Origin of the sequence: Colwellia sp. BRX10-4, assembly GCF_014077465.1 — a bacterium.
Taxonomy (GTDB): domain Bacteria; phylum Pseudomonadota; class Gammaproteobacteria; order Enterobacterales; family Alteromonadaceae; genus Colwellia_A.
Genome location: NZ_JACGVZ010000012.1, coordinates 62,743 through 85,551 on the forward strand (window position 1 = coordinate 62,743; position 22,809 = coordinate 85,551).

Annotated in this window: 19 protein-coding genes; 9 read left to right on the plus strand and 10 right to left on the minus strand. The window is 38.0% G+C overall.

The genetic code is table 11. The features are described 5' to 3' along the window. Positions 1–46: 46 nt before the first annotated feature. The 5 genes from hflD to dinG all read right to left on the minus strand — a co-directional run bounded on the left by hflD (position 47) and on the right by dinG (position 5,190). A complete protein-coding gene (gene hflD, locus H4J67_RS11155; protein ID WP_182171937.1) occupies positions 47–670 on the minus strand; it encodes a high frequency lysogenization protein HflD in 624 nt (207 codons plus the stop codon). Positions 671–704: 34 nt separating this feature from the next. Next, positions 705–1,856, minus strand: coding sequence for a tRNA 2-thiouridine(34) synthase MnmA (mnmA, locus tag H4J67_RS11160; protein WP_182171934.1), 1,152 nt, complete (start codon positions 1,854–1,856; stop codon positions 705–707). 63 nt (positions 1,857–1,919) lie between these two features. Next, positions 1,920–2,420 carry an NUDIX hydrolase gene (locus H4J67_RS11165; RefSeq protein WP_182171931.1) on the minus strand — a complete coding sequence of 167 codons (501 nt, stop codon included), beginning with the start codon at positions 2,418–2,420 and terminating at the stop codon, positions 1,920–1,922. A 4-nt stretch (positions 2,421–2,424) separates the two neighbouring features. After that, positions 2,425–3,069, minus strand: a complete 645-nt coding sequence (locus tag H4J67_RS11170; protein WP_182171928.1) for a pseudouridine synthase — start codon at positions 3,067–3,069, stop codon at positions 2,425–2,427. 3 nt (positions 3,070–3,072) lie between these two features. Further along, a complete protein-coding gene (gene dinG, locus H4J67_RS11175; protein WP_182172080.1) occupies positions 3,073–5,190 on the minus strand; it encodes an ATP-dependent DNA helicase DinG in 2,118 nt (705 codons plus the stop codon). 140 nt (positions 5,191–5,330) lie between these two features. Here dinG and H4J67_RS11180 point away from each other — a divergent pair, with 140 nt between their 5' ends. The 3 genes from H4J67_RS11180 (at position 5,331) to H4J67_RS11190 (ending at position 9,701) form a co-directional block, all read left to right on the plus strand. Next, positions 5,331–7,844: a DNA polymerase II gene (locus tag H4J67_RS11180; protein ID WP_182171925.1), complete on the plus strand. Its 2,514-nt coding sequence runs from the start codon at positions 5,331–5,333 to the stop codon at positions 7,842–7,844. A 121-nt stretch (positions 7,845–7,965) separates the two neighbouring features. Further along, complete coding sequence (locus H4J67_RS11185; RefSeq protein ID WP_182171922.1) at positions 7,966–9,150, plus strand: cystathionine beta-lyase; 1,185 nt, start codon at positions 7,966–7,968, stop codon at positions 9,148–9,150. A 29-nt stretch (positions 9,151–9,179) separates the two neighbouring features. Next, a complete protein-coding gene (locus H4J67_RS11190; RefSeq protein WP_182203759.1) occupies positions 9,180–9,701 on the plus strand; it encodes a GNAT family N-acetyltransferase in 522 nt (173 codons plus the stop codon). A 90-nt stretch (positions 9,702–9,791) separates the two neighbouring features. On the opposite strand, the gene secF is transcribed toward H4J67_RS11190, so the two are convergent. The 3 genes from secF to H4J67_RS11205 all read right to left on the minus strand — a co-directional run bounded on the left by secF (position 9,792) and on the right by H4J67_RS11205 (position 13,123). Further along, positions 9,792–10,712, minus strand: a complete 921-nt coding sequence (gene secF, locus H4J67_RS11195) for a protein translocase subunit SecF (RefSeq protein WP_182171916.1) — start codon at positions 10,710–10,712, stop codon at positions 9,792–9,794. Further along, positions 10,709–12,559: a protein translocase subunit SecD gene (gene secD, locus H4J67_RS11200; protein WP_404842791.1), complete on the minus strand. Its 1,851-nt coding sequence runs from the start codon at positions 12,557–12,559 to the stop codon at positions 10,709–10,711. The genes secF and secD overlap by 4 nt, the downstream gene beginning before the upstream one ends. Positions 12,560–12,685: 126 nt before the next feature. After that, positions 12,686–13,123 carry a hypothetical protein gene (locus H4J67_RS11205; protein WP_182171911.1) on the minus strand — a complete coding sequence of 146 codons (438 nt, stop codon included), beginning with the start codon at positions 13,121–13,123 and terminating at the stop codon, positions 12,686–12,688. A 304-nt stretch (positions 13,124–13,427) separates the two neighbouring features. On the opposite strand from H4J67_RS11205, the gene aroG reads away from it, so the two are divergent. From aroG to H4J67_RS11220, 3 genes are all read left to right on the plus strand, one after another. After that, positions 13,428–14,480: a 3-deoxy-7-phosphoheptulonate synthase AroG gene (gene aroG, locus H4J67_RS11210; RefSeq protein WP_182171908.1), complete on the plus strand. Its 1,053-nt coding sequence runs from the start codon at positions 13,428–13,430 to the stop codon at positions 14,478–14,480. A gap of 180 nt (positions 14,481–14,660) precedes the next feature. Continuing rightward, the gene (locus H4J67_RS11215; protein ID WP_182203762.1) at positions 14,661–15,473 is read left to right on the plus strand and encodes a hypothetical protein; all 813 of its coding nucleotides are present in this window, start codon (positions 14,661–14,663) and stop codon (positions 15,471–15,473) included. Then, positions 15,470–16,393: an ABC transporter ATP-binding protein gene (locus tag H4J67_RS11220; protein WP_182171902.1), complete on the plus strand. Its 924-nt coding sequence runs from the start codon at positions 15,470–15,472 to the stop codon at positions 16,391–16,393. Before H4J67_RS11215 ends, H4J67_RS11220 begins: the two co-directional genes overlap by 4 nt. Here H4J67_RS11220 and H4J67_RS11225 read toward each other — a convergent pair. Together H4J67_RS11225 and fabA are read right to left on the minus strand one after the other, a co-directional pair. Further along, positions 16,390–18,987, minus strand: coding sequence for a bifunctional diguanylate cyclase/phosphodiesterase (locus tag H4J67_RS11225; protein ID WP_182171899.1), 2,598 nt, complete (start codon positions 18,985–18,987; stop codon positions 16,390–16,392). The two genes, H4J67_RS11220 and H4J67_RS11225, sit on opposite strands and share 4 nt — an antisense overlap. A 170-nt stretch (positions 18,988–19,157) precedes the next feature. Continuing rightward, a complete protein-coding gene (fabA, locus tag H4J67_RS11230; protein ID WP_070373707.1) occupies positions 19,158–19,673 on the minus strand; it encodes a bifunctional 3-hydroxydecanoyl-ACP dehydratase/trans-2-decenoyl-ACP isomerase in 516 nt (171 codons plus the stop codon). A gap of 184 nt (positions 19,674–19,857) precedes the next feature. Here fabA and H4J67_RS11235 point away from each other — a divergent pair, with 184 nt between their 5' ends. From H4J67_RS11235 to uvrC, 3 genes are all read left to right on the plus strand, one after another. Beyond that, positions 19,858–20,112, plus strand: coding sequence for a hypothetical protein (locus tag H4J67_RS11235; RefSeq protein WP_182171893.1), 255 nt, complete (start codon positions 19,858–19,860; stop codon positions 20,110–20,112). 183 nt (positions 20,113–20,295) lie between these two features. Beyond that, positions 20,296–20,940, plus strand: a complete 645-nt coding sequence (gene uvrY, locus H4J67_RS11240) for a UvrY/SirA/GacA family response regulator transcription factor (RefSeq protein ID WP_070373705.1) — start codon at positions 20,296–20,298, stop codon at positions 20,938–20,940. A gap of 3 nt (positions 20,941–20,943) precedes the next feature. Beyond that, the gene (uvrC, locus tag H4J67_RS11245) at positions 20,944–22,794 is read left to right on the plus strand and encodes an excinuclease ABC subunit UvrC (protein ID WP_182171882.1); all 1,851 of its coding nucleotides are present in this window, start codon (positions 20,944–20,946) and stop codon (positions 22,792–22,794) included. Positions 22,795–22,809: the final 15 nt, after the last annotated feature.

Below are 22,809 nucleotides of genomic sequence, written 5' to 3' on the forward strand. Positions count from 1 at the left end.
TTTTCCTAATATTTAAAGTAAGGTTAAAAACTAATTTTGAATTTTTTTAACAAGCTTTGAGCAGCTGCTCGGCACATTCAACCAATTTTGAACGTGAAAATAAAATACTTCGGCGTTGTCCACCGACCTGTCGCCATAAAACACTTGAGCGAATACCAGCCAATAACAAGGCACGTATCTTATGTTGATTGACTGATTGCTTTAATATAGCGGGCTCGCCTGCTACCTGAATAGGTGTTCCAAGTGGGCTGATCAAATCGCTATAAATTGACGCTAAGCTCGAAACGAGTGTTTCACTGGTAATGTCATAATGTGCTAATTGACGTTGGCTTTGGCTAATTCGTTCACCGAGCGCATTCATTTTATCGCTATATTTGCTTAAACGACGCTCTAAACCCAGTAAGCTCACCACATAACGGGTGATCTCAGGATCTTTGTTAGTTGATTTATTGCCTAAATGGTTAACTAGTGTTGTTAATCCTATTTTTAAATGACTCATTTCACCACCATAAACTTCCATGGTGTTTTTAGGCGATGTGATCATGACACTATTAAGTAATAAGGCGAGTTCGTCTTCGTCTATTTGGCCACTACGAGATATTTTTTGCACCCAATAAGCGACTTGACAAACCGCGGCAAGTGTAAGGGTTTGTTCATTTATACTGTTCATAACTATTAACTGCTCAACTAATTTTCGTTACAACTTAACGGATAAGTGTGTTGATGATACCGCCACCAAGACAAATATTATCTTGATAAAAAACTACAGATTGTCCCGGCGTTACTGAACTTTGTGCTTCATCAAACATAACTAAATATTCACCATCGCTCATCGGAGACAGATGACAAGGGACATCATCTTGGCGATAGCGGGTTTTAACGGTACATTTTATTGGCATATCAAGAGGTTTGCGGTTCACTAAATGTAATTGATTACCGATTAAACCTTTAGAAAATAAACGAGGGTGATTATGACCTTGACCAACAATTAAAACATTGCGCAATAAATCTTTTTCAACAACGTACCAAGGCTCTTCTCCGGCATTAGCTAAACCGCCTATGCGAAGGCCTTTGCGCTGACCTAGCGTGTGGTACATTAAACCGTCGTGTTCGCCAATGACATCGCCTTCAGCGGATTCAATTTTACCTGGCTGCGCGGGTAAGTATTGACCTAAGAAATCTTTGAACTTACGCTCACCAATAAAACAAATACCCGTGCTGTCTTTTTTATTATGAGTAATTAAGTCAGCCTGTTCGGCAATAGCGCGTACTGCAGGCTTTTCGATATTACCCACAGGGAATAATGTCCGTCCCACTTGCTCATCACTTAGCGTATATAAAAAGTAACTTTGATCTTTATTACTGTCTAAACCACGTAACATAGACCACTGACCATCGATAAACTCGCGCTGAACATAGTGTCCGGTGGCAATATAGTCGGCATTTAAGTCTTCACAAGCAAACTCTAAGAAGGCTTTAAATTTGATTTCTTTGTTACACATAATATCAGGGTTCGGCGTGCGACCTGCTTTATATTCAGCTAAGAAATACTCAAAAACATTATCCCAGTATTCTGTTGCGAAATTAATGGTGTGTAACTTTATACCGAGTTTGTCACAAACAAGTTGTGCATCTTCGAGGTCTTGTGCCGCTGCACAGTATTCATCGGTATCGTCTTCTTCCCAATTTTTCATGAACAGGCCTTCAACTTGGTAACCTTGTTCAATCAATAAGTGTGCAGAAACAGAGGAGTCAACACCGCCAGACATACCAACAATTACTTTGGTGTCGCGTGGTGCTTTACTTATAGGCGCGGTGTTTTGGTTTTCAGCGCTCGATGATACTTGTGATGACATTAAAACTACAAATCTAGAGAAAAAGGCGAAAAATTATAGCATGTCAGGATTTAGGGGCATAGATTAAAGATTGGATTTTAATGAAGATAATGATATTTTTTTTCCATTTTTCAAAACAGCTAAGTAATCCTCAATACATTCTAAGACCAGCGTGCTGCGTAATTGTGCAGATTTTGCTTTTATTTCATCAAATGACAGCCAATGGGTGGCAATAATCTCATCATCTTGTGGGCTACCCTGCAGAAATTCATCAAGTTCAATAACAAAACAAAATCTAAGGTAATAAAGATTAATGTCTGGGCGATAAAAGTAATAAATACCTGAAACGTAATTAGGCGACAGTGCTAAGCCTGTTTCTTCCAGAACTTCTCGTTCAATGGCACTGATTAAGTTTTCATTCGCCTCTAAATGTCCAGCAGGCTGGTTAAAGACTTTTTTACCTTTTTCAATTTCTTCAACCAATAAAAATTGATTTTGATGAACAATAATAGCTGCCACGGTAGCGTTGGGCTTAAATTGATTTTCGCCATGGTCATTACCGGCAGTGTTAACAGCTAGTGTCATATTCTTATTCACTTTTAAGTTGTTGGTAATGGCCATTTTCGATACCGTCAAGGGTGTATTGACCAATGCTGTAACGGATAAGTCGTAGCGTTGGAAAATTAATAGCCGCGGTCATTCTGCGGACCTGCCGGTTCTTTCCTTCGGTAATCGCGATACTGAGCCATGTCGTGGGAATATTCGCTCGCTCGCGTATTGGCGGGTTACGTGGCCAAAGGTCTGGTTCACTGATCACTTTTACTCTGGCTGGTAACGTTTGGCCATCTTTTAGTTCGACACCCTTTCGAAGTTTTTGTAAATCAGCTTCCTGTGGCACACCCTCAACTTGTGCCCAATAGGTTTTTTCTGTTTTTTCGGTTGGGTTAGCCAGTTTGTGCTGCAATTTCCCGTCATTGGTCAGCAACAACAAGCCTTCACTGTCTCGGTCTAAACGCCCAGCGGCATAAACGTCTTTAACTGGAATAAAATCTTTTAAGGTTTTACGCTGCTGATCATCCGTAAATTGCGACAGTACATCAAAGGGTTTATTGAAAAGTACTAACACACGATCTGCTGGAGCAGGGCGAGGCTTAACGTCTTTTAATGAGCGACTCTTTGATAATCGACGATTAGTTGAGCTTGACGCTTTTGGACGCTTAGTGAGGTTAGTCAAAGTTTATCCTTTTGAAATAATTTGATAGGGCGGTAAAGAATCAAGTAATTGCTTACCATAACGTTTAGTTACTAAACGTTTATCCATTAAAGTAATGATACCGGTATCTTTCTCATTTCGCAGTAATCGTCCTGTCGCTTGAATAAGTTTTTTGGATGTTTCTGGCACTGAAATCGACATAAAAGGATTGCCGCCTTTAGCGGTAATGTATTCAGCTTGTGCTTCTTCAACGGGTGATGTTGGCACAGAGAAGGGTAATTTGGTAATAATCAAATTCGTTAAATATTTACCAGGTAAATCTAGACCCTCAGAAAAACTTTGTGTGCCAAAAATTATACTGGTTTTATCTTCATCACAGCGTTTTCTATGGGCCTCTATAATATGCTGACGTGACTGCTCACCCTGAACTAGAATCTCCATTTTGTCCTGCTCTCGTAAGGCTTTAGCTACTTGTTCCATTTGCCAATACGAAGAAAACAGCACTAAACAGGCTTTTTCTTGCTTAATTAACGCCGGTAACTCTTTAATTAATTCATCGGTGAACTGAGGGCTACTTGGCTCATTTTTCATTTTAGCGATAACTAGTTGCGCATTGTTTTGATAATCAAACGGTGAGTCGACTTTTTGATATTGAGTGCCATCATTCGTTTGTAAACCGACCTGACGGCGGAAATGCTCAAACGAATTTAATGCTAAAATAGTGGCTGAGCATAATACCGCCCCTTCACATTTTGACCAGAGAATATCTTCAAGGGTAAAGCCCACTTCAATAGGGGAAGCCGACACTAAAAAGTCACTACGTTTGCCCGTCAGTTTTTCGAACCACCTTGCCATTGGAGCGCCTTTCTCACTATCTGTTTTGGCATACATTTTCCATAGTGAGTTGAAATTTTCTAACCGTTGGATCATAAAACCAGCTTCTGCAAGTAAGGGCTCGGCAACAAACATTTTACACTCCCCGTCTTTCACTGACTCCATCAATAAATTATATAGCTTGTTGCAATGTCCTAAACATTTTTTACTGAGCTCTGCTAAATCTTTAGCTGAGTTTTTTAAGTTCGGTGGAACGATTCCGTTTTCAAAACGATATAATGCCGCCTCGTCATCACGAGAGAAACGGCTATTTTCTTTAGCTTTTTCATTGAAATATAACGCCTGATTGTTTTCGATAAAGCTCGCTACTTTTTGCATTTCCATTAATAAATCTTGGCAATCGTCCCCTAATTTTAACGAGGGTGAAATGGCCGAAGTCGACTTTATTAATTTTGCCATTTTATCGCCGGTTTCTTTTAACTTGGTTAGCCAATCAATGGCACCTTTAATGGCAACATTCGCACTTGAATGATCACGGGTTACTTTAGGCAGATGATGTGCTTCGTCAATAATGTAAAAAGTGTCTTCTGGTGAGGGTAAAATAACACCTCCACCAAGCTCTAAATCAGCCAGTAATAAACTATGGTTAATGACCAACACATCGGCAGACTCCATGGTTTCTCGAGCTTTATGAAAAGGGCAATGGGTGTGATCGGCTAAATGTTTTAAACAACTGTGTTTGTCACATTGAATTTGTTGCCATAAATGATGAGGGATAGGGTCTGCCCAAGAATCTAGATCGCCTTGCCATTTATTATCCGTTAACGCTTTATGTAAATGATGCAATAACTTTATATCCATGGCATCAGGTTTTTGCGCAAAGGTGAAACCGGCCTGAGGGGAATCGTCTTGACTGACAGCAAGCGCTAATTTTTGCCGACAAACATAGCGTTGGCGACCTTTGACTAAGGTGAAATTAAAATCTAAGCCTGAATGTTTCTTTAAGAAGGGTAAATCTTTGTCCACTAATTGTTCTTGTAGCGCAACTGTTGCAGTAGAAATACAGACCTTCTTTTGACGTGACATTGCTAATGGAATAGCGCCTAATGAATAAGCCAACGATTTACCCGTACCGGTACCTGCTTCTATGATAATAATTTTTCGCGCTTTATCGTATTCTCCCGCAAGAGTTTTAGCTATTTCGGCAATCAAAAAAGTTTGCTGTTTTCTTGGGTGAAAGTTTTCTAGATTTTCACCAATGGTTTTATACGATGTGCGAATTGCTACTTTAATTTTATCGCTTAGCATGCTGTTAGCCATTTAGGGTTCATTAGGTTATATACACATTTCAGTTAAATAGGCTGAATCCTGTATCTTCAAATAGGATGAGTATATACTGCTGTATATATTAACAGTTTATCGTTATCCGCAACGAATTAAAATAATTAATGTCATTAACTGTAGAAAAATTAACGCCTAGCTTGAATTATGGCTTTTTATTAACTCGTCAAGCCTATGATACCAAACAAGGTATTGAATTGTCTTTATGGATTAAAACCCTTAAAGGTGCTGTTAATGTTATTGTGCAAAATCAACAGGCATTATTTTTTGTTGAACAAACGCAGCAAGTTCGCGCGCAAAGTCTCCTGTCGGAGCAGCGAATAGTAACGGCTAAAGTTACCCCGCTTACGCTTAAAACCTTTAATCAACAACTTGTCAGTGGCTTTTATTTTTCAACGATGCGTGAATTCTATCGCGCACGCGATGTTTTAAAACAAGCCCAGATAAAATGTTACGAAGACGATTTTCGCCCCGATGAACGCTTTTTAATGGAGCGCTTTATTACCGCTGGTATTGAATTTATCCCTCGGTTAACAGCTTTATCGATAACCGAATCTGCCAAACAGTTTTTACAGACTAACTTTGCTACCTTTTATAGTGACAAATGCCGTGCAACGGATAAGACTCAGTTACTTGATGATATTGCGTTAACTATGGTATCACTTGATATTGAGTGTTCAATGGCAGGGGAGCTTTATTCTATTGGTTTACATTCGCATAAAATGTCTGATGGTAAGCCGATAAAATGTGTTTTGATGATCGGTGATCAAAAAAAGTTTTTAGCAAAAATAACACAGTCAAAGTTATCCGACGCTGAGGCGATAGAAATCGCAGAGCACATCGTTTGGCTTGACAATGAACAAGCGCTGCTAGCTGAGCTGATCGCTTGGATAAAAATCCACGATCCCGACATTTTTATTGGTTGGAACGTGATTAACTTTGATTTTAATTTGCTACAAAAACGCTGTGATATTTATAATATCCCATTTAATATCGGCCGCAATGATAAGTCTCCCCGCTGGCGAACACGTTCGGCAGGCGGTAGTCAAAATGAGCAAAAATTTATTGATGTCGCTGGCAGAGTGGTCCTTGATGGTATTGATTTACTAAAAAACGCGACTTATAACTTTCCAAGTTTTTCCCTTGATTTTGTTGCCAATGCCTTATTAGGTAAGGGGAAAAAGGTCGATGATGTTGACAATAGAATGCAAGAAATTAACAACAACTTTGCCAATGACAAGCTAGCTTTAGCCGCTTATAACCTTGAAGATTGCCATTTAGTTACCCTGATCTTTGAACAATCCTTGTTACTCGAATTCACGCGTTTGCGCGCCAAACTAACCGGTTTATCTATAGACCGTATTGGCGGCTCTGTGGCAGCGTTTACCAACTTATATTTACCTAAATTACACCGTAGTGGTTATATTGCGCCCAATATGGGCGATGGCTTGCAAGGGCTAATTTCTCCTGGTGGTTATGTGATGGACTCTATTCCGGGTTTATATAAAAATGTCTTAGTACTTGATTTTAAAAGTCTTTATCCCTCTATTATTCGAAGTTTTAATATTGATCCTATGGGCCTAATTGAAGGTTTACAATCACCTGAGACTAGTATAAAAGGTTTTGATGGTGCTTATTTCTCTAGGGATAAACATTTCTTACCTGACATTATTAATGAGCTGTGGTTAGAGCGTGATATCGCTAAAAAAGATAAAAATGCGGCATTGTCACAAGCAATAAAAATTATTATGAATTCGTTTTATGGAGTCTTAGGTTCAACGGGATGTCGATTTTTTGATCCTCGTTTATCCGGTTCAATCACTAAACGAAGCCATGAATTATTAATCACCACTAAAATGTGGCTAGAAGATGATGGTTATCAAGTCATTTATGGCGATACCGATTCTATTTTCGTCAGTGTTGACGATGATTTTAACCACCAGCAATGCCAAAAGCTGGGTAAAACCTTACAAGATAAAATTAATCTTAGGTGGCAAGCAACGCTTAAAAAAGAATTTGCGATAGAAAGCCAACTTGAAATTGAGTTTGAAACACATTTTAGCAAATTTTTGATGCCAACCATCAGAGGACAAGATGTTGGTACTAAGAAGCGTTATGCTGGCATTGTAGAAAAGAAGGGGTCATCAGAATTGATTTTTAAAGGCTTAGAAAGCGTCCGCACCGATTGGACTGAACTGGCTAAAACTTTTCAACGAGAGTTGTATTTAAAAATATTTAATGGCGAACCTTTTGCTGACTATGTACGCAATTTTGTTACTCAAACATCAGCAGGGCAATTAGATCATTTACTGGTGTATCGTAAACGCATTCGTAGGCAGTTAGACCATTATGTTAAAAACGTGCCTCCACATGTGAAAGCGGCACGTTTAGCCGATGATATAAACAAGATAAATAAGCAACCGTTAAAATATCAGCAACGTGGTTGGATAGAGTACTTGATCACGACTTCTGGACCGCAAGCAAAAGGTTATGTTAACGCGCCACTCGATTACCAGTTTTATATCGATCGGCAATTAGCGACCGTTGCTGATGCTATTTTACCTTTTGTCGGGAGTAGTTTCGAAAAATTAACCAGTGATCAAATGAACTTGTTTCAATAGCCTCTGCTGTTTTAATTAATATAAATAAATCGTGCATCATGCTTGGAAAGATCATAAGGTGACTTTATTGAGTTAGCTATTTAGATGGCTAAATGAATTTTATGTTTTAGGATGAAAGATCATGATCAACGATACCAAAATAGTCAATGCGGGACGAAAATCAAAATGGACACGTGGCGTTGTTAATCCCCCGGTAGAACGTGCATCAACCGTTGTTTTTAATACGGTTAAAGAAATGAATCACGCAACAGCAAATCGTGGTAATCAAGTACTTTTCTATGGCAGAAGGGGCACCTCAACGGCTTTTGCTTTCGCCGATGCTATGACTGATCTCGAAGGAGGCGCCGGTTGTGCCATTTATCCATCGGGTACTGCGGCGATCACTAATGCTATTCTTTCGTTTGTTAAAACCGGTGACCATATCCTTATGGTCGATACGGCTTATGAACCCACGCGTGATTTTTGCGATAAAATATTGATCAATATTGGCGTTGAAACGACTTATTACGATCCAACTATTGGCCGAGATATCGCTGGACTTATTAAAGAAAACACCCGACTTATTTTCTTAGAGTCTCCTGGCTCTATTACCATGGAAGTTCAAGATGTTCCCGGGATAGCTGAAGTTGCTCACCAGCATGGCTGTATGGTTATGCTCGATAATACTTGGGCTGCAGGGGTTAATTTTCAACCTTTTGATTATGGTGTCGATATTTCGATTCAAGCAGCGACTAAATATATCGTTGGTCATTCAGATGTGATGTTAGGTACGGCAATAGCCACTGAAGAATATTGGCCACAACTGCGTGAAAACAGTTACTTAATGGGGCAATGTACGTCACCTGACGATTTGTATTTGGCAATGCGTGGCATTCGTACCTTAGGTGTGCGTTTAAAACAACATCAAATTAGTGCGCTAAAAGTGGCTAATTGGTTAGCAACACGCGAAGAAGTTGATGTTATTCTTCATCCAGCATTTGAATCGTGTCCGGGCCATGAATATTTTAAGCGTGACTTTACTGGTGCTAACGGTTTGTTCTCATTTGTGTTAACCCGTGGTGATAAGCAATCACTTAATGCCTTACTTGATGGTATGGAACATTTTAAAATGGGCTATTCGTGGGGCGGCTTTGAAAGTTTAATTTTGGGTAATACCAATGTTGGGCGTTTGCGAACAGCGACAAAGTGGGATTATGAGTATCCATTAATTCGCCTGCATATAGGTTTAGAGGATGTTGATGACTTAATTGCTGACCTTGCTCGAGGCTTTGATCGATTGAATACTGCCTTAGAAAATAGAGCTTAAGCTTTACGCGTTAAACGTTTGGAATTTACATGCTGCTATGCACGACACAAAGGTTAACCATTAGGCACTTGAATGAGCAGGACCATAAATTTGTTCTGCAATTATTGAATGATGATGCTTTTATTAAAAACATAGGTGACAAAGGGGTTAGAGAGACCAAAGATGCAATTGCCTACTTAGTTAATGGTCCACTAGCAAGCTATAGCGAACAGGGCTTTGGGCTAAACTTAGTCGCTTTGAAAAGTGATAACACACCGATTGGACTTTGTGGTTTGTTAAAGCGGCCTGAATTGGAATTTCCTGACTTAGGTTATGCCTTGTTACCTCAATACTGTTCGCAAGGCTTTGCTCGAGAAGCCTCATTAGCCATATTAAAAGCTGCTTATGACAATAAGTATGCAGTAAATGTTGTCGCGATCACCTCACTAGAAAATACTCCCTCTAACATGTTATTAAAAAAACTTGGTTTTTTATTTGAACAAACTATTGAGTTTTATGGCTCAACCAATAACCTTTATAAAGTGAGACTAGCTTCACTTTTTGAACAGTAACCAACTTTAAAGACAACAACGTTTAACACTAGGATATGGACTTAAGTGAAAATATCCTAGTGTTGCTAACTGTTTCTCAAGCCGTTTACATTAAGGTAAAGGACAAACCTCTAGCTCTTTTTGTTGATAATAATCAGCAGTTAGCCCGAGTAACTGTGGCACAGTCGCCGCAATTACCATAGAAGAGAAAGTGCCCACTAAAATCCCTGAAAATAGCGCAATAGAAAAGCCCGCTAAAGACTCCCCAGCAAAACCCCATACAGCCATAATAGTCACTAGGGTTGTTCCTGAGGTGATCATCGTTCGCACTAAGGTTGATTTAATGGCTTGATTGATCACTTCATCTATTGTGGCGTCATGGGTAGATTTCATTATTTCTCTGATTTTGTCACCGACAATAATAGAGTCGTTTAACGAGTAACCGACAATAGCTAATAAACTCGCTAATATTGTTAAATCAAAGGGGATACCAAACCATGCAAAAAGCCCCAGTACGATAAGTACATCATGAAAAAGCGCAATAACAGCACCCGCGGCTAAACGCCATTCAAATCTAAAAGACAAATACATTAAGATAACAATGATTGCGGTTAATAGTGCTAAGCCACCTTGGTTAATTAAGTCTTCTCCGACTTGGCTGCCAATGTAAATAGCATCTTGAGGGCTAATGTTTAGTTGATTTTTGTCAGCAAAATCAGATAGCCATGCCTTATCTTGTAAACTGACGTTATTATCTGCTTGTTGAACACTCCAATGAGTCCCTTGCTCTGCAGAGGTCAGTTTAAAGCTTTCTGGAAGATAGTTACTGAGTAAGTTATTCATCTTCTGTTGACTGAGTGATTTCTCGGTTGAAAATTCAGTTAAGTAACCACCGGTAAAATCTAAACCGAGTGCTAAACCTTTATTAAATAGTCCTAGAAGCGCTATAACAACAAAAATCATAGCTATAAAACAACCCACTAGGCGAAAAACACTTAATTTAGACGTGCTATTTATTTTAAAATTTTTCATACATTAACACCTAATAACTGAGCTTTATTTTTTCGAATGACAAGGTTTGTTAAACTTTTAGAAACAAAAACACCGGTGAACATACTGGTTAAAATACCTAAACACAAAATAAGGGCAAAGCCTTTTACTGTGCCGTTGCCTATGGTGTATAAAATAATACCAGTGATCATCGTGGTTACATTGGCATCAAGAATCGTTGAAAATGCACTTTTATAGCCTTGTTCAACAGCAGATAACACTCTATGTCCACGTTTTAACTCTTCTTTTATCCGCTCAAAGATAAGTACATTGGTATCTACAGCCATACCAACTGTCAATACTAAACCAGCAATACCCGGAAGTGTTAGTACGGCCCCAGGGAGTAACGACATCAACCCTAGTAAGCTTATTAAGTTTAATGTTAACGCTACATTAGCGATAAGCCCCAAAGTTCTATACCAAAAAACCATGAATAACAAAGTAAATCCCATGCCTATACTCAGTGCTTTTATACCATTTTTGATATTATTTTCGCCGAGTGTCGCTTCAATGGTGCGCTGTTTTACTATAGTTACTGGCGCTGTTAGCGAGCCTGCTCGTAATAATAATGACAGTTCTTGTGCCGCATGTTGGCTGGGCATGTTGGTAATACTAAACTGTGAACCTAAGTGTTGTTGAATGGTGGCAACATTAATTATTTTACTTTTTTTGACCATTTGATCATCAGCATCTCGATAAAACTCAGAAAACACCGTCACCATAGCATTACCAATATTTTGCTTAGAAAATTGCGACATCTTCTTACCACCTAAGGCATCTAAGGTGAGGTTGACTAAAGGCATGCTCATTTGAACTTGTCCTGCGCGGGCATTTTCAATATTACTACCTGAAAAAACCACCTGGCTGTTTAAGGTAAACGTTCTGCCATGTTCGTCCGCCATACGTAATATACCTGCTGCATTTGAGTTTTCAGCAAGCTGATAAAAATCAAGTGATGCCGTGGCACCTATAATACGTTTTGCTTCCTCGGGATCATGAACACCAGGCAACTCAATACGAATATGGTTTTTACCTTGTTGAAGTGTTACTGCTTCGGTTATACCCAGCTCAGCTATTCTTCCACGCATCGTTTTTAATGTTTGCTGCATCGTTTCTTGGCGAAATTGAGCTGTTTTTTGCGAGGAGTAGGACAAGATCACTTGGCCATTTTGATTTTTTTGTTGAGATAAATCAGGGTAGGCTGCTTTTATTTGTGTGAAAAGTATAGCCATTTTACTTTTGTCAGCGTTAGAAAAATTCACCGAAAGGTTTTGATTGTCCGCTTCACTAGTAAGATCAATCTTATGTTGAACAACACTAACGCCTCGAATACGTTCTTCCATAGCAAGGGTTTTTATTGCTAATGCGATGTTTTTAAGACGGTCAAATAAAGCTTGTTTTGTATCAACATCTAGTACAAATAATACTCCACCACTTAAATCTAAACCTAATTTTATTGGCTTAGCGTCGAATGATTGCAACCATGAGGGTACGCCACTTATCATCGAGGTCTCAACACGATAATGGTTAAACGTATTGGATAAACGTGCGTTAACTGACGCTATGTCGGTTGTATTACTGAGTGTTATTGACGTTGTTTTATCAATAGTATGAATTTTATCAAGGGTTAAGTTGTTCTTATTCAATAAACCTTTAAGCTCACTAGTCGTTAGTTGTTGCACGTTCGCATTAATAGGTGAGAGTACAATTGTTAGTTTATCTTTATATAAGTTGGGTAGGGCATTTACTAATAAAAAAACTAAGGTGAATATAATTAATAGGTTTTGCCATGTAAAGTAACGATATGGCTTTTTTCTAGGTGAATTCATCATAAAATCTCGAAATTTTGCTACCTTTACTCTCTAAATTTTAGAAAAGCGCATGCAACAAGGGTCACTGTTAAAACAGTGACGGGAAAAAGGAAAAAATAAGTCAATAATGGTTAGATGATGAATCTATGAATGATAAGTCAGGCGAGCTGTGTATAACGTATTGCCATCTTTCCAACCAGCAAGTCGAGAAGAGCTTGAACGATGACGGAGTTGTTCATACCAATTAAGTTTAGCAGGAGGGTTTGCAAGATTTTTAAATAAACTTGCAGAGAGTTTTAGTGTAAAAAACTCAGTAACGAGAAGATAGCTTGGCGTAGTTTGTATTTCATTAATAAATAAAGAGGCGGAAATTAGATTCAAGCGCGGTAAGTTAACCACATCATCGGGTGTAATATTATCTATTAATACCGAAAAGTTTGATGTCGGGTGCGAGTGACTTTTTCCAATGGTCGGTAGACTAGAAAAAGTTAAATCGCTATTAGCTGAATTTTCAACAGGTAAAGCATTAGCCGTGGCAGCTAAGACAAATAAAAACAGGGTTATTGAAAAAGTACGCCACATAAGAAAAGTAAATTAATTATTAATACTGCTTATGTATGGCAAAATATTTGTTTTTCAAGTGTAGATGTAAAATAAATTGACTAAAGTAGCATTGATTATTGTCGAAAAATCATCATTATTGCCAACATTATCGATATATTGTTTTTAAGGCATTTTCTATTGGTATTGTCCGATTAACACTGCTAAGTTGTCGATGGGTTACCCATCTAGGAGTCTAGCCAGCGAGTTAGACATACACAATGAAAATAAATTCTAAGCGGTGCAATGACTGTACTTTTTAGTATTGAAGTAAAGAGAAATGACTATGTTCTACCAAACCGACGACGTTCGCATCAGTAAAATCAAAGAATTATTACCTCCAATCGCACTTATTGAGCGATTTCCAGCTTCTCAAGAAGCATCTAAGTCGGTATTTTCTGCACGTAAAGCCATTAGTAACATTTTTAATAATAAAGATGATCGCTTGCTCGTTGTCATTGGTCCTTGTTCAATACATGACACCGATGCAGCATTAGAATATGGCCAGCGACTAGTTAAACTGCGTAAAAAGTATGAAGACACGCTTGAAATTGTTATGCGAGTTTATTTTGAAAAGCCAAGAACAACGGTGGGTTGGAAGGGCTTAATTAATGACCCTTACATGGATAACACCTTTAAGCTTAATGACGGTCTTCGTATTGGCCGTAAATTATTACTCGACCTCAATGATATGGGAATGCCGACAGCGGGTGAGTTTTTAGACATGATAACGCCACAGTATATGGCTGATTTTATGTGTTGGGGAGCAATCGGGGCTCGTACTACTGAAAGCCAAGTTCATCGAGAACTCGCCTCAGGCTTATCTTGTCCAGTCGGATTTAAAAATGGTACAGATGGCACCATTAAAGTGGCTATAGATGCAATTGGCGCGGCAAGTGCTTCTCATCATTTTTTGTCGGTCACTAAATATGGTCATTCTGCTATTGTACAAACAACGGGCAATAAAGATTGTCATATTATTTTACGAGGCGGTAAAGCGACAAATTTTGACGCAGACAGTGTAAAAGTTGTGACTGAGCAATTAGACAAGTCTTCACTTAATACTAAGATCATGATTGACTTTAGTCATGCTAACAGCAGTAAAAAGTTTAAAAATCAAATGCTCGTTTGTGATGATGTTTGTCAGCAAATTAGTGGCGGGAATGACAATATTTTTGGTGTTATGGTTGAAAGTCACTTAGTAGAAGGTCGCCAAGACCTGGTTGACGGAGAAGTGGCAACATATGGTCAAAGTATTACCGATGCTTGTATTGGCTGGTCTGATACAGAAGTCTTGTTGGCACAACTGAGTGAGTCAGTCGTTACTCGCAGAACTTAAGTTTATTTTCACCCCTTCTTTAGGTGTATTAGTAAAGCCAATCAATTTTGATTGGCTTTTTTATTTGTAAACTCAATGCCGAGCGCTGATGTTATTGCCACTGTTTTAAACAAAATAACACTCGCATTTTGTTAGCTGTGCCTTTATGGTATTGAAAAATAATCACTAGCAGGCGTTAATTTGTTAAACATCCATCGACTATCTATTCTCACGCAATTCGAATTGAAGCGTATTTTTAATACTAAAAATGGCTTGATCGCCTTAACAGCATTTTGTGCTGTTTGGTTCATACTTTTGACTTATGTGATCAGTTCAGCCACTGAACTGGTTTTTTCCGATGGATTTAAGGTGGCAGCAAGTGCTTTATTTGGCTCATTGGGAGTAAGTGCTTTGTTGAAATGGCCCGTTGCTGAATTTTCTATTTATTGGTTAGTCGCAGTTTATTCATTTCCAATATTCACTTTTTTAGTCAGTAGTGATCAAACATGTTCCGACCGTGCTCGCGGAACGCTTCGTTTTATTACCTTAAGAGCCTCGCGTAGTGAAATATTGCTAGGACGATTTTTAGGTCAATTCCTTACACTTGTTAGCCTTATATTACTAACGTTAGTGGCATGTGTTATTTTAGCCACTGTTCGTGATAATGCTTTGTTTTTATCGGCTTTAAAACAAGCTGCAGTTTTGTTTATTGAATTAGCAATTATAATTTTACCTTTCATTGCTCTGATGTCATTTTTTAATAGTATTTTATCCTCAGCAAAAATGAGTATTGTTGCTGGTATTTTGTTTTATACCATAGGAGCACTAGTGATAGGTTTTATTCAATTTCAATTAGACAGTGGACTTTTTCTTAACTTTATTTTTCCAGGTACACAAATTAGCAGTGTAGTTTCATTAGATGGACTCGATTTTTACCATTATTTAATTCCTATATTACAAACGATTGTCTTGTTATTTGTTGCGGATAAACTACTAAAGAGGGCATCAATATGAGTTTACTTAATAGCCAATCTGCGCCATTAATTCAAGTTGATAATCTTTCAAAATCATTTGGCGATCATCTAGCTTTAGACAAAGTATCATTCAGTATAGAAAAAGGGCAACCCATTGCTTTAGTTGGACCCAATGGTGCAGGTAAAACAACTTTATTTAGCCTTTTATGTGGTTATCTGTTGCCCAGTAGCGGGACTATCACTATTGCAGGATTGAGGGCTGGAGACGCCAACCTATTTGGCAGATTAGCGGCTTTACCACAAGATGCTCAATTCGACCCACGTTTTTCTATCGCACATCAATTAACCTTTTATGCTCAACTGCAAGGTCTAACTCGCAAGAATGCACAAAAAGAAGCACAAAGAACGTTAGAGCTTGTTGGCTTGGCTGACACGCTAAAAGCCAAGCCTGATGAGTTATCACATGGTATGCGTAAACGTGTTGCTATTGCCCAAACGTTAATTGGCTCGCCAGAAATAGTTATGTTGGATGAAGCGACAGCGGGACTTGATCCCATAAATGCACGAGAAGTTCGTCAGCTCGTTGCTTCATTATCATCAGAGATTACCTTTATTTTAAGTTCTCATGATTTGAGTGAACTAGAGCGGTTATGTAGCCAAGTCTTATATATAGAGAAGGGACAATTAAAACAACATCAATACTTGCAAAGCGAAGAGCAGCAAGGTTTCTTAACGATTAGAATGAGGAAGGCGTACGATAACTTTTTACCTTTAATGGCTGGCGTTGCCGATGTTCAGCATATTGAACAGACACAAAACAATGAGTTTTTAATCACTACCGGTCTCGTTTCTCCTGAAAGCGAACCGTTAGATTTACAAATATTAAAGCTTTGTCATCAACACAAATGGCAATATTCACAATTAACTAACGGTAAAACTTTAGAAAATAGATTATTCTAGATTTTATCAGCAGGAATGAACTCACCATCAAGGTCGACACGCTTTTGTGTTCGGCCATTGTTTTGTGAAGCCAACCAGTCAAGGTAATCATCAATCGGCATTGGTTTTGCGTAGTAATAGCCTTGCCCAATATCGCAGCCAAAACCACGTAATGTGTCTTCATCTTCTTGGCTATTAATACCTTCAGCAACAACTTCTAACCCTAAACCCTTTGCCATTTTAACGGTAGCTTCAGCAATGGTTTTACGTTTGTGATCACCATTAACATTCTCAACAAATAGTCGGTCAACCTTGAGCTCCTGAAAAGGAAGATGGCTAATTTGCGCCATTGATGAATATCCTGTGCCAAAGTCATCAATACTGATCGTAAAACCTAAATCGCCTAATTTTTGGATTAACTCAAGAGATTGCCTGTTATGGCTAATTGACGCCGATTCAGTTAACTCTAAAATTATTTTGTCAGCGGCTATGCCACTTTCTTCTATAATACTCAGGGCATTAGTAAAAAAGTGCTCATGAGCAATATCTTTACCACTAATGTTAATTGAGACCATATGATTATTATTGACTAAAATTTGTTGATGCTGTGCTAAAGCGCGCTTAATAACCCATAACGTTAGCTGATTAATGAGGCCTAAATCTTCAGCTAAAGGAATAAAAATGTCAGGTGAGATGAAACCTTCACGAGGATGTTCCCAACGAATTAGACACTCGCTACTGCAAACGCGTAAGGTTTTAAGGTCGATTTGTGGCTGATGATATATAGCTAATGTGTCATTCTCTATGGCTTCTTTTAAATCGGTGGCAAGTTTGAGTAAGTAGCTGGTGTGATCTGATTTTTCGCTTTGATAATAAGCCCAACGGCCATAGACAAGTTGCGCATCGTTTACCGCTAACTGGGCATGATTAATCAATAAGTAGTTAGCACTGCCATGTTCTGGGTAGTTAGCGACACCAATGACTGCTGACAAGGGTAACTTAAGCTCATCTATTTGAAATGTCTCAGAAGTAAGCTGTTGTATTGATTTGATCAAAACAGGCAAGTCTTGCTGGTTTTTCTCGTTATTAACGATAATAGCCAGACAGTTATTTTCTAAGAAACAAATTTTTTCGTGGTTAGAAGATAATTCCACGATAGCATCATTATGAATGAACAGTGAGCTTAAGCGACGACTTAGCCGTTTAAATAAAGCCGCATTAGCTTTATCATCGATATAAAGTGATATTTGTTCGATACGTTCTGGTTTAATTATTATGACACAAAAATCGTTTTTACCCGAAATTTTCATTTCATTCATGGCGTTTTCAAGCATCGACTTACGGGGTAATTTAGTAAAATCATGGTAACAGATGTCATTAATTCTATCTTGATCGTTTCTGCGCATCCGCTCAGCGAGTGCAAAAGCCATAAAAGTAATTTCAATCATCACCGCAAATAAAAATGCATTACGTGTTATGAATGTTGAATCAACATAATTTAATAATACTAGTGGCTGAATTGCCGCCCCAGCTAGGAAAGGTACCCATGAAATAAAATAAAAGCGTGCCCAGGCAAAGTCTTTAGATAATCTTCTAAAAATGATAAATAATGAAAATAGGTAAAAGAATGGCTGAATTGAAAAAAACAGTTTGGTTTGTGCTATTTGGTCTAAGGTCAGTGAATAGAAAGCGACAACTATTAATAGACCACCTGATATCATTCCAATTTTATAGAGGGTGCTTTTTGTTTGGTCATAACGTAAAAAGTATAACGAGAAAAGAAGAAGGAAGAATATCAAATAATAATTGATGAATAATAAATACTGATGAATAAAATACTGAACATCTTTAGAGAAAATGAGATACCCGTAACCAGTTAGTCCAGCTAAAACGGTAAAAGAAGATAATAAATAGCCAATATATACCAAGTACACCTTATCTTTTATCGCAAAATATAATACAAGGTTATATATTGCCATTAAAAGAATAATGCCAATAAATATTCCATAAACAATTTGCGAATAATCGATACGCTTATTAAAGTTGCCTTTGTTGTAGAGGGTCAAAGGTACATTTGGTGGGCCATTACTTTTTACATGCACAATAACTTGCATCGTGCTTTTTGCAAGTAGATCAAAAGCTACATGAGGAAATACATCTAATAAGGTGTCTTGTTCAATTGTTGTCTTTTGCTGAGCGATTTGAGTCACGCTTTCTAACATAGCATTGACTTTATAAACATCAAAGAAGGCTAGCATGGTGTTATCGGCATGCAATACAACACTTTGAGTGTTTGGGGTGTTGTTATTGATATTAATTTTTACCCAATAGGATTGAAGACCTAATGCGTAGGGAATGTCATTAGCTAACGAGGGAGTGAATCGCGCTTCGGCCTCTTTGCTTTTAACGAGAGTTTTGATATTTAAACTATTGTCGTGGTCAATAGCGTAGCTAAAATCACTTGTTATTAAAGGAGAGTCTTCACTAAAAGAAAGTTCATCAATATGACTGATAAACTGCCATACACTGTTAAGAATAAAAACTAACACCAGTGAAATCATTAGGATAAAGACTAATTTGGTAATGTTATAAACACTTGAGGGTAACTTGGTCATAAGGGTGATTTTAAGAATAGCAAGATAAGTTAATGAGGTTAATTTAGCAGAATATCGCAAATAAAGGCAGGAATTAATAAAATAAAAAAGCCTACTGTCTAAAAGTAGGCTCTAGCGTAAATTACGTAAGGTACTGTTATATTATTGGATTAGTCTTATATAAAACAAGGCTAAAATGAAGTAGTGTCAGTAAATAAGCCTACTTTTAAATCTTTAGCTGTATAGATAACTTTGCCATCAACTAAGACTTCACCATCGGCAATACCCATAAACAATTTGCGTTTGATTACACGCTTTAAAGTTATTTTATAAGTCACTTTTTTGTTGGTCGGTAAAATTTGACCTGTAAATTTAACTTCACCTACACCCAACGCTCTACCGCGACCTGGACCACCTGACCAACCAAGGAAAAAACCAACGAGTTGCCACATAGCATCTAAGCCTAAACAACCAGGCATAACAGGGTCACCTTTAAAGTGACAATCAAAAAACCAAAGGTCTGGGCTAATATCAAGTTCAGCAATAATTTCACCTTTACCATATTCACCACCATCTTCAGTGATAGAAATAATTCGGTCCATCATCAACATATTGTCTGAAGGTAATTGACTATTTCCTTCGCCAAACATTTCGCCAGTTCCTGCTTTTACTAAGTCTTCTTTAGAGTATGAATTTTGATCTAACATGAGGTCACTTTATTTTCAGTAATTAAATTATTCGCTACTTTAGCGAACACCTGTACACTAAACAACTCCGAGCAGTGCTTTATTTGAGTTTTATTAATATAAAGTTAGATTATTATCATTTTTTTATATATTGTTTGGTTACGCATAACCTTTTTCTTATTTTAAATAATTTGGTAACTCACTGATGCAAGATAATAAAAAAGCATTTAGTAACGCAGAGAAACAAAAGCGCTATCGCGAACGACAAAAAGAGAATGGCAAAAAAGAAATGCGTGGCTATTTGTCTCCAGAAGCACAGAATTGTTACGAACTAATAGCCCAACAGACGAAATGGACGGACAGCGTCATTTTAAGTAATGCGGTTAGGCTGACTTATGCTGCTTATAAAAATGGTCAAATTGGTTTGTTAAATAATTGGCTAAAGAAGCATGATTTGTAGTTAAAAATTAGCCTAACAGTAGGTTAATAAAGCAGTGCTATAACTATGCTGCACTTTTTCAATGTAAGATGGTTGAATTCAATTGTACTGCTTGCTAATACCCTATATGCTCTAATCATATAAGGAATATTTCTTACAGTATTCTCCAAGATAATAAAAATTGTAAATTAAGGTGAAACTCCGTTGATAAATGTTTTATTGGTCGATGATCATGAGTTAGTTCGTACAGGAATACGTAGAATTCTAGACGACGTAAAAGGACTTAAAGTCATAGGCGAGGCCGAAACTGGAGAAGAAGCCGTACAATTTTGTCGTAAAAGTCAACCAGATGTTGTGTTAATGGACATGAACATGCCGGGGATAGGTGGTTTAGAAGCGACTAAAAAAATAATTCGTTATTCACCTGACATAAAAGTTATTGTGTTAACTGTGTATTCAGAAGACCCCATTCCTACTAAGGTTATGCAAATTGGCGCCGCAGGTTATTTAACTAAAGGTGCTGGTGCTGATGAAATGGTTAACGCCATTCGAGCAGTAAACAGTGGTCAACGTTACATCACGCCAGATATTGCTCAACAAATGGCATTAAGTCAGTTTAAATCGAATGAAGAAAATCCATTCAATACCTTGTCTGAACGTGAACTTCAAATTATGTTGATGATCACCCGTGGCGAAAAAGTCCCCCACATTTCAGAACAACTCATCTTAAGTACTAAAACGATTAACAGCTACCGATACAGAATGTTTGAAAAATTAAATGTTGGTAATGATGTGGAACTTACTCATCTCGCTATTCGCCATGGTATGATCAAAACAGAAACATTATAAACCTTGTCAATTTCTCAATCTCTTTTTGATCACCAAGCTTTTCTTTCTTCCGTTTCTGAACAAGCGGGTGTTTATCGGATGTACGATAAACACCAAACGGTTATCTATGTAGGAAAAGCTAAACAGCTTAGAAAACGTCTCGCCAGTTACTTTCGTAAAGATGTCGGCAGCACCAAAACTAAAGTATTAGTTAGCCATATTATGGCGATTGACGTTACCGTTACTCATACTGAGGGCGAAGCGTTAATTCTTGAAAACAACTACATTAAAAAATATCTACCCAAATATAATATTTTATTACGAGATGATAAGTCTTACCCTTATTTACTAATAACAGACCATAAACATCCCAAGTTAGGCGTTCACCGAGGCGGAAAAAAAGTTAAAGGTGAATACTTTGGTCCATATCCAACCGTTGGTGCTGTTTGGGAAAGTCTTCGTTTAATGCAAAAGTTATTTCCGGTTCGTCAATGCGAAGATAGTTATTATCGTGCGCGCAGTCGTCCTTGTTTGCAGTATCAATTAAATCGTTGCTCTGCACCCTGTGTTGATAAAATATCAGCGGTTGATTACCAGCAACAAGTTGACTTAGCTAAACTATTTTTACGAGGAAAGAGCTCAACAGTTATTGACAGTTTAGTGGTTGAAATGGAACAAGCTAGCCACACATTAGACTTTGAGGCTGCAGCTAAGTACCGAGATCAAATTGTTACGTTACGACAAGTTCAAAAGCAACAGTTTGTCAGTGGTTTTGTCGCTGAACTTGATGTTATCGGTATCTATATTGAGAAGTCACAGGTTTGTGTACACGTTTTATTTATACGTGATCAAAAGATACTGGGTAGCAAAAGCTACTTCCCTAGTATTCCTGCCGACACGGAACAAGCAGACGTTTACCAAGCCTTTATTAGCCAGCATTACCTAGGGCAAGACTTAAAAAGTGCTGCGATACCTAAAGAAATAGTGGTCAGTGAAAGTTTTGAACATATTGAAGAGCTTACTAAGCTTTTGAGTGAGCAAGCTGAGCGCAATGTTAAAATATCAACGAGTGTTCGCAGCGAACGTGCCCAATATTTAAAGTTGGCGTGTACCAATGCACAAAATGCATTAGTTACTAAGAATAGTCATAAAGCGTCAATGCAAGCGCGTTTTTCTGCATTAAATGAAGTTTTTGAACTTGATAACGGCATTAACCGAATTGAGTGTTTTGATATTAGTCACACCATGGGGCAACAAACCGTAGCATCCAATGTGGTGTTCAATCAAGAAGGGCCTTTAAAAAGTGATTATCGTCGTTATAATGTTTATGGCATTACACCCGGAGATGATTATGCGGCGATGGCGTTTGCGCTTAACAAACGTTATGGCAAGGTGACTACCATGGAAAATATGCCTGATATTGTTTTTATTGATGGCGGCAAAGGACAATTATCAAAAGCAGAAGCATTTTTTGCTCAATGGCAAACAGATACCGCTTTAGAAAAAATCCCACTATTAGTTGGTGTCGCTAAAGGAGAAGGGCGTAAGCCTGGACTTGAAACGCTAATCTTAGCAGGTAGTCATCAGCTAATCTCATTACCCTCAACCTCACCAGCTTTACACTTAGTACAGCATATTCGTGATGAATCACATCGTTTTGCCATTACAGGACATCGAGCCAAGCGCCAAAAAGCTAGCAAAAAATCGACACTTGAATCTATTGAAGGAATTGGCGCGAAAAAACGTCAAGCCTTATTAAAATATTTAGGTGGGCTCCAAGAAGTTATGCAAGCCGATAGGTCAATACTTGAAAAGGTGCCTGGTATTAGTACTGTTTTAGCTGATACGATATATAACGCCTTACATGATAAATAAGTTAAACGTCCTCCT